This window comes from Pseudomonas sp. PS01299, from assembly GCF_029960145.1.
In the GTDB taxonomy this organism is placed as follows: Bacteria; Pseudomonadota; Gammaproteobacteria; order Pseudomonadales; family Pseudomonadaceae; genus Aquipseudomonas; species Aquipseudomonas putida_A.
Genome location: NZ_JASCPO010000067.1, coordinates 21,846 through 28,589, shown reverse-complemented (window position 1 = coordinate 28,589; position 6,744 = coordinate 21,846). Strand labels below are relative to the sequence as shown.

The window sequence follows — 6,744 nt, the reverse complement described above, 5'->3', positions numbered from 1 at the left end:
GGCTTGCTCGCGAAGGCGTCTCTTCAGTCGACAAATCGGTTGCCTGACACACCGCCTTCGCGAGCAAGCCCGCTCCCACATGGGGTAATGTGAGGCGGGATGTGATCGTACAACCCGCCTGCGCTATGATGCCCACCAAGCCGAATTTTCGAGACCAGACGTTGACCATGGAAAACCCGATCGACACTCCACGCCTCCCACGCAAGCGCCGCAGCCTGGCTCAGGAGCTGGTGACGGTGCTGACCGAGCAGATCCGCGACGGTCTGCTCAAGCGCGGCGACAAATTGCCCACCGAGTCGGCGATCATGCAGGAGCACGGCGTCAGCCGCACCGTGGTGCGCGAGGCGATCTCCCGTTTGCAGGCCGCCGGCCAGGTGGAAACCCGCCACGGCATCGGCACCTTTGTGCTCGACACGCCGAGCCCCAGCGGTTTCCGCATCGACCCGGCCACGGTCGTCACCCTGCGTGACGTGCTGGCGATTCTCGAATTGCGCATCAGCCTGGAAGTGGAGTCCGCCGGCCTCGCCGCGCAACGCCGCAGCTCCGAACAACTGGCGACCATGCGCGCCGCCCTCGATGCGCTGAACGACAGCGTGGCCCACGCCAGCGATGCGGTGGCCTCGGACTTCGCCTTCCACCTGGAAATCGCCCTGTCCACCGGCAACCGCTACTTCACAGACATCATGACCCACCTGGGTACCAGCATCATTCCGCGTACGCGGCTGAATTCGGCGCGCCTGGCCCATGATGATCAGCAGCACTACATGAATCGTCTGAGCCGTGAGCACGAAGAGATTTATGACGCAATTGCCCGCCAGGATTCCGATGCGGCGCGGGCGGCCATGCGTCTGCACTTGACCAACAGCCGCGAAAGACTGCGCCAGGCTCATGAAGAGGCGCAGGCGCAGCGCGGATGAGTTTGCAGGTTTGATTCATGTGTTGATTGATCTACCGCTTTCGCGAGCAAGCCCGCTCCCACCCTGGATTTTCGGCAAGCCCGGACTTTGAGTTCAGCCGAGATCCATTGTGGGAGCGGGCTTGCTCGCGAAGGGGCCCGTGAATTCAGCGCGGCAATATCGAGCGATCCACCCTCACTGCCAGTTGCGCTTGCCCCGGCTTGGCAGCAAACGCCACCTCGCCTGATTGATCCACAATACCCCGCGCAATCGGCTTGCCATCTGCCAGCAACTCCAGCGGTGCACCTTGCAGCGACTGTCCCGACGCCAGTTCCAGTTTCAATCTGATCGTCATGCCCATTCTCCTTGATTGACGTTGCCGCTCGGGTGGTAGTCCTTGAGCAGCAGGTAGGTGCTCCAGCCCCACCAGTCATCGATGGTGGCGGTGTCGTTGAGGTTGTTCACGTCTTTGCGCCGCAGCACCTTGCCGCCCTCGACGCGGAACAGCGGCGAGAAGTTGCCGGAAAGATTCAGCACCGCCGTCAGATCCGGCAGCCGTTGCAGCGCGGCAAACGTCGAAGGGGCGGGCACGTTGCCGCTGAGGTAAGCTGCGAAGACTTCATCCGCCGAGGCCTGCACCGCCAGGTTGACCTGGGTGCGGTTGTCCGCATCGCTGGCCTCGAAGTAGCGTTTGTCGCCGTAGGCGCGCCATTGATCGCCATGGGCGTTGCGCACTTTGAGGCCGAATTTGCTGTCCTCGTCGTGCATGAAACGGGTCACCAGCGAGCCGAGATCGCTCGGCGTGACCACCGCCGCCATCTCTTTGCGCGGCACCCGCAGATGGCCGGCAGAGAACAGGTCAGTGAGGAAGTGGTCGGCAAATGCGTTCATTGCATAGGCCCGTTTCAGTTGCTGCTCATCGTGAGTGGCGCGGGCCGCGACGGCGGTTTGCAGGGCGGCGGTGTGGCCGGCGATGTAGGCCAGTCTGGCCCATTCGCCGAAGTGGTCGGCGTTGTTCGCCGCCAGTTTCAGATAACGTCCGAGCGGGAACAGCGCGGAGACAAAACTGCCGCCACCGGTGATCTTGTTCCACTCTTCGGACAACGTATCTCCGAGCGCATCGTAGGCTTCGTGCGGTGCTTTGCCGTCCTTGATCGCTTGTTTAACCGCGTCGATCTCTTTTTGCATGACCGCGAGAATCTGCGTGGCCTCGGCGCGGGAGGCCGGCAGCACGGCGAGGGAGTCGAAGGCGGCATTGAAACGGTTCAGGCGATCGGCTGGAGTCGCGCCTTCGTTGATCGGTCGATCGACCACGCCGTAGAAATCTCCAGCCAGCGCCACCACCTGGCCGTAGGTCAGCGCTAGACCGTTGGGCAAGTGCAAGGGCAGGTTTTGCGCGCGAACCGGCTCGACGTTTTCGCTGAAGCGCAGCAGGGTGTTGTCGCCGATGGCCGTGTGTTCAGCGCCTTCAAAGCGCAGTGGTGGTCGAATGTTCAACGCTTTGCCGGGGAGGGCGGTGACCGGTTCGACATCGCCGTGGGCGTCGGCGATGTGCAGCAGCAGATGCGGATTGTCGGTGCTGAAGTGGATGCCATTTACAGTGAAAAGATCTTCGAATCGGGCGATGACCGGTGTGGGTCTTTCCTGTGGTTTTGCATGCAGTCCGGACATTTCTGGCTCCTTGATATGTCGTCGGTGGATTTATTTTTAGCTGTATGGATATACAGTTAAATCGAGCCTAGCCCAGATTTTTCCTACGTCAAGAACGAATCTTGTCCGACAAAAAGTGTGAGGCGACGATGAAATGCAGTTGACGGTTGTCTTTTAAGTTGTACGATGACCTACAACTTCAGCGCTGGCTGAACCATAAAACTCACAAAAAATGTTGCTACCCAGGGTGTTCGAAAAATGAATCCACAAGAACTGAAGTCCATCCTCTCCGCCGGTCTGCTGTCGTTCCCGGTCACCGATTTCAATGCCCAGGGCGATTTCAACCGCGCTGGCTACATCAAACGTCTGGAATGGCTGGCCCCGTACGGCGCGTCGGCACTGTTCGCCGCCGGCGGCACCGGTGAGTTCTTCTCCCTGGCAGCCAGCGAATACTCGGAAATCATCAAGACCGCGGTCGATACCTGCGCCACCAGCGTGCCGATTCTGGCCGGTGTCGGCGGCTCGACCCGTCAAGCCATCGAGTACGCCCAGGAAGCCGAGCGTCTGGGCGCCAAAGGTCTGTTGCTGCTGCCGCATTACCTGACCGAAGCCAGCCAGGACGGCGTTGCCGCCCACGTTGAAGCGGTGTGCAAATCGGTGAACATCGGCGTGGTGGTCTACAACCGCAACGTCTGCCGCCTGACCGCGCCACTGCTGGAACGTCTGGCCGAGCGTTGCCCGAACCTGATCGGCTACAAGGACGGTCTGGGCGATATCGAGTTGATGGTGTCGATCCGTCGCCGCCTCGGTGATCGCTTCAGCTACCTCGGCGGCCTGCCGACCGCTGAAGTCTACGCCGCCGCCTACAAGGCGCTGGGCGTGCCTGTTTACTCGTCGGCGGTGTTCAACTTCATCCCGAAAACCGCGATGGATTTCTACCACGCGATTGCTCGCGAAGATCACGCCACCGTCGGCAAGATCATCGACGACTTCTTCCTGCCGTACCTCGACATCCGCAACCGCAAAGCCGGTTACGCCGTGAGCATCGTCAAGGCAGGCGCCAAGATCGCCGGCTATGACGCAGGCCCGGTGCGCGCACCGCTGACCGACCTGACCGGCGAAGAGTACGAAATGCTCGCTGCGCTGATCGACAAGCAAGGCGCGCAATAAACACCGACCCACAAGGCCGCTGAGCAATCAGCGGCTTTTGCGTAGAGAGGAGAATTTTCTGTGGCTGATTCCAAGCGTTACGACAACTACATCAACGGTGAATGGGTCGCCGGTGCCGACTACTCGGCCAACATCAACCCGTCCGAGTTGAGCGACACCATCGGCGATTACGCCAAGGCTGACCTGACTCAGGTTAACGCCGCTATCGATGCGGCCCGCACCGCGTTCCCGGCGTGGTCGACTTCGGGCATTCAGGCCCGTCACGATGCTCTGGATAAAGTCGGCACGGAAATCCTCGCCCGTCGCGAAGAACTCGGCACCCTGCTGGCCCGGGAAGAGGGCAAGACCCTGCCCGAAGCCATCGGCGAAGTGACCCGCGCCGGCAATATTTTCAAGTTTTTCGCCGGTGAATGCCTGCGTCTGTCCGGCGATTACGTGCCGTCGGTGCGCCCGGGCGTCAACGTTGAAGTGACCCGCGAAGCCCTCGGCGTGGTCGGTCTGATCACCCCGTGGAACTTCCCGATTGCCATCCCGGCATGGAAGATTGCTCCGGCATTGGCCTACGGCAACTGCGTGGTGCTGAAACCTGCGGATCTGGTGCCGGGTTGTGCCTGGGCGCTGGCGGAAATTATCTCCCGTGCAGGCTTCCCGGCCGGCGTGTTCAACCTGGTGATGGGCAGCGGTCGAGTGGTCGGCGAAGCGCTGGTCAACAGCCCGAAAGTCGATGGCATCAGCTTTACCGGTTCGGTGGGCGTGGGTCGGCAGATCGCTGTTAATTGCGTGTCGCGCCAGGCCAAGGTGCAGCTGGAAATGGGCGGCAAGAACCCGCAGATCATTCTCGACGACGCCGACCTCAAACAAGCGGTCGAGCTCTCGGTGCAGAGCGCGTTCTATTCCACCGGCCAGCGTTGCACGGCGTCGAGCCGCCTGATCGTCACCGCCGGGATTCACGACAAATTCGTCGAGGCCATGGCCGAGCGCATGCAGTCGATCAAGGTCGGCCACGCGCTGAAATCCGGCACCGACATCGGTCCGGTGGTCTCCCAGGCGCAGCTGGAACAGGACATGAAGTACATCGACATCGGCCAGTCCGAAGGTGCACGTCTGGTCAGCGGCGGTGGTCTGGTGACCTGCGACACCGAAGGCTACTTCCTCGCGCCAACGCTGTTTGCCGACAGCGAGGCGTCGATGCGCATCAGCCGTGAAGAGATCTTCGGCCCGGTGGCCAACGTCGTTCGCGTGGCTGATTACGAGGCGGCGCTGGCGATGGCCAACGACACCGAGTTCGGTCTGTCGGCTGGTATCGCCACCACGTCGCTGAAGTACGCCAACCACTTCAAGCGCCATTCGCAGGCGGGGATGGTGATGGTCAACCTGCCGACCGCCGGTGTCGATTACCACGTTCCGTTCGGTGGCCGTAAGGGTTCATCCTATGGCTCACGTGAGCAAGGCCGCTATGCGCAAGAGTTCTACACCGTAGTGAAAACCGCCTACATCGGTTCCTGATACAGCGATACCCCTGTAGGAGCTGCCGAAGGCTGCGATCTTTGCTTTTGAAGATCAAAAGATCGCAGCCTTCGGCAACTCCTACAGGGAATACATGCAGCACAACAGATTCACCCGCGCATAAAAATAATCAGTGGGAGTACATCTACATGCAATCGTCCAAGCCGACTCACGTCCGCTATTTGATCCTGCTCATGCTGTTCCTGGTGACCACGATCAACTACGCCGACCGCGCGACCATCGCCATCGCCGGTTCCAGCCTGCAAAAAGACCTCGGCATCGACGCGGTCACCCTCGGCTACATCTTCTCTGCTTTCGGCTGGGCCTACGTTGCCGGGCAGATTCCCGGTGGCTGGCTGCTCGATCGCTTCGGCTCGAAAAAAGTCTATGCCCTGAGCATTTTCACCTGGTCGCTGTTCACCGTGCTGCAAGGCTTTGTCGGTGAATTCGGCATGTCCACGGCGATCGTTGCGCTGTTCATGCTGCGCTTTCTGGTGGGCCTGGCCGAGGCGCCATCCTTTCCCGGCAACGCGCGGATTGTCGCGGCCTGGTTCCCGACTGCGGAACGCGGTACCGCCTCGGCGATCTTCAACTCGGCGCAATACTTCGCCACCGTGCTGTTCGCACCGCTGATGGGCTGGATCGTGTATCGCTTCGGCTGGGAGCACGTGTTCATCGTCATGGGCATCCTCGGTATCATCTTCTCGCTGGTCTGGCTCAAGGTTATCCACAGCCCGCGTCAACATCCGCTGGCCAACGAAGCCGAAGTGCAGTTCATCGCCGACAACGGCGGCATGGTCGACATGGACGTCAAGCAAGGCAAAAAATCCGACGGTCCGAAGTGGGATTACATCCGTCAGTTGCTGACCAACCGCATGATGCTCGGTGTATATCTGGGTCAGTACTGCATCAACGGCATCACCTATTTCTTCCTGACCTGGTTCCCGGTGTACCTGGTGCAGGAGCGCGGCATGACTATTCTCAAAGCCGGTTTCATTGCCTCGCTGCCGGCGATCTGCGGTTTCATCGGTGGCGTGCTTGGCGGGGTGATTTCCGATTACTTGCTGCGCAAAGGGCATTCGCTGACCTTTGCCCGCAAGGCACCGATCATCGCCGGTCTGCTGGTATCCAGCAGCATCGTCGCCTGCAACTATGTTGATGTGGAATGGATGGTGGTCGGTTTCATGGCCCTGGCATTCTTCGGCAAAGGCGTGGGCGCGTTGGGCTGGGCGGTGGTGTCCGACACCTCGCCGAAACAGATCGCCGGTCTGAGCGGTGGCCTGTTCAACACCTTTGGCAACATCGCCTCGATTACCACGCCGATCGTGATTGGCTACATCATCAGCTCCACCGGTTCGTTCAAATGGGCGCTGGTGTTCGTCGGTGCCAACGCACTGGTCGCGGTGTTCAGCTACCTGGTGATCGTCGGCCCGATCAAACGTGTGGTGCTCAAAGAGCCGCCAACCAACGGTGGTTCTGAAATCACCGGCAAATTGTCTCAAGCGCATTCCTGAGGAGCGGC

Annotated in this window: 6 protein-coding genes; 4 read left to right on the top strand and 2 right to left on the bottom strand. The window is 60.6% G+C overall.

The window, feature by feature from the left end; translation table 11 throughout:
• Nucleotides 1–167 precede the first annotated feature (167 nt).
• Complete coding sequence (locus QMX91_RS14280) at nucleotides 168–917, top strand: FadR/GntR family transcriptional regulator (protein WP_177416188.1); 750 nt, start codon at nucleotides 168–170, stop codon at nucleotides 915–917.
• Between the two features lie 145 nt (nucleotides 918–1,062).
• Here QMX91_RS14280 and QMX91_RS14275 read toward each other — a convergent pair whose 3' ends face one another.
• A complete protein-coding gene (locus QMX91_RS14275) occupies nucleotides 1,063–1,251 on the bottom strand; it encodes a hypothetical protein (protein ID WP_134785435.1) in 189 nt (62 codons plus the stop codon).
• A complete protein-coding gene (locus tag QMX91_RS14270; RefSeq protein WP_282412928.1) occupies nucleotides 1,248–2,567 on the bottom strand; it encodes a phospholipase in 1,320 nt (439 codons plus the stop codon). The genes QMX91_RS14275 and QMX91_RS14270 overlap by 4 nt, the downstream gene beginning before the upstream one ends.
• Before the next feature lie 237 nt (nucleotides 2,568–2,804).
• Between QMX91_RS14270 and kdgD the strand changes: the two genes are divergently transcribed.
• The 3 genes from kdgD to QMX91_RS14255 all read left to right on the top strand — a co-directional run bounded on the left by kdgD (nucleotide 2,805) and on the right by QMX91_RS14255 (nucleotide 6,736).
• Nucleotides 2,805–3,716 (top strand): 5-dehydro-4-deoxyglucarate dehydratase, encoded by a 912-nt coding sequence (kdgD, locus tag QMX91_RS14265; protein ID WP_007981458.1) that lies wholly within the window; start codon nucleotides 2,805–2,807, stop codon nucleotides 3,714–3,716.
• Nucleotides 3,717–3,776: 60 nt separating this feature from the next.
• The gene (locus QMX91_RS14260) at nucleotides 3,777–5,222 is read left to right on the top strand and encodes an aldehyde dehydrogenase family protein (RefSeq protein WP_134785437.1); all 1,446 of its coding nucleotides are present in this window, start codon (nucleotides 3,777–3,779) and stop codon (nucleotides 5,220–5,222) included.
• A gap of 149 nt (nucleotides 5,223–5,371) precedes the next feature.
• Nucleotides 5,372–6,736 (top strand): MFS transporter, encoded by a 1,365-nt coding sequence (locus QMX91_RS14255; RefSeq protein WP_027610828.1) that lies wholly within the window; start codon nucleotides 5,372–5,374, stop codon nucleotides 6,734–6,736.
• Nucleotides 6,737–6,744: the final 8 nt, after the last annotated feature.

Bases quoted from the DNA above. Each gene is read 5' to 3' on its own strand.
- QMX91_RS14280 (WP_177416188.1), top strand. From the start codon at position 168: ATGGAAAACCCGATCGACACTCCACGCCTCCCACGCAAGCGCCGCAGC.
- QMX91_RS14275 (WP_134785435.1), bottom strand. From the start codon at position 1,251: ATGACGATCAGATTGAAACTGGAACTGGCGTCGGGACAGTCGCTGCAA.
- QMX91_RS14270 (WP_282412928.1), bottom strand. From the start codon at position 2,567: ATGTCCGGACTGCATGCAAAACCACAGGAAAGACCCACACCGGTCATC.
- kdgD (WP_007981458.1), top strand. From the start codon at position 2,805: ATGAATCCACAAGAACTGAAGTCCATCCTCTCCGCCGGTCTGCTGTCG.
- QMX91_RS14255 (WP_027610828.1), top strand. From the start codon at position 5,372: ATGCAATCGTCCAAGCCGACTCACGTCCGCTATTTGATCCTGCTCATG.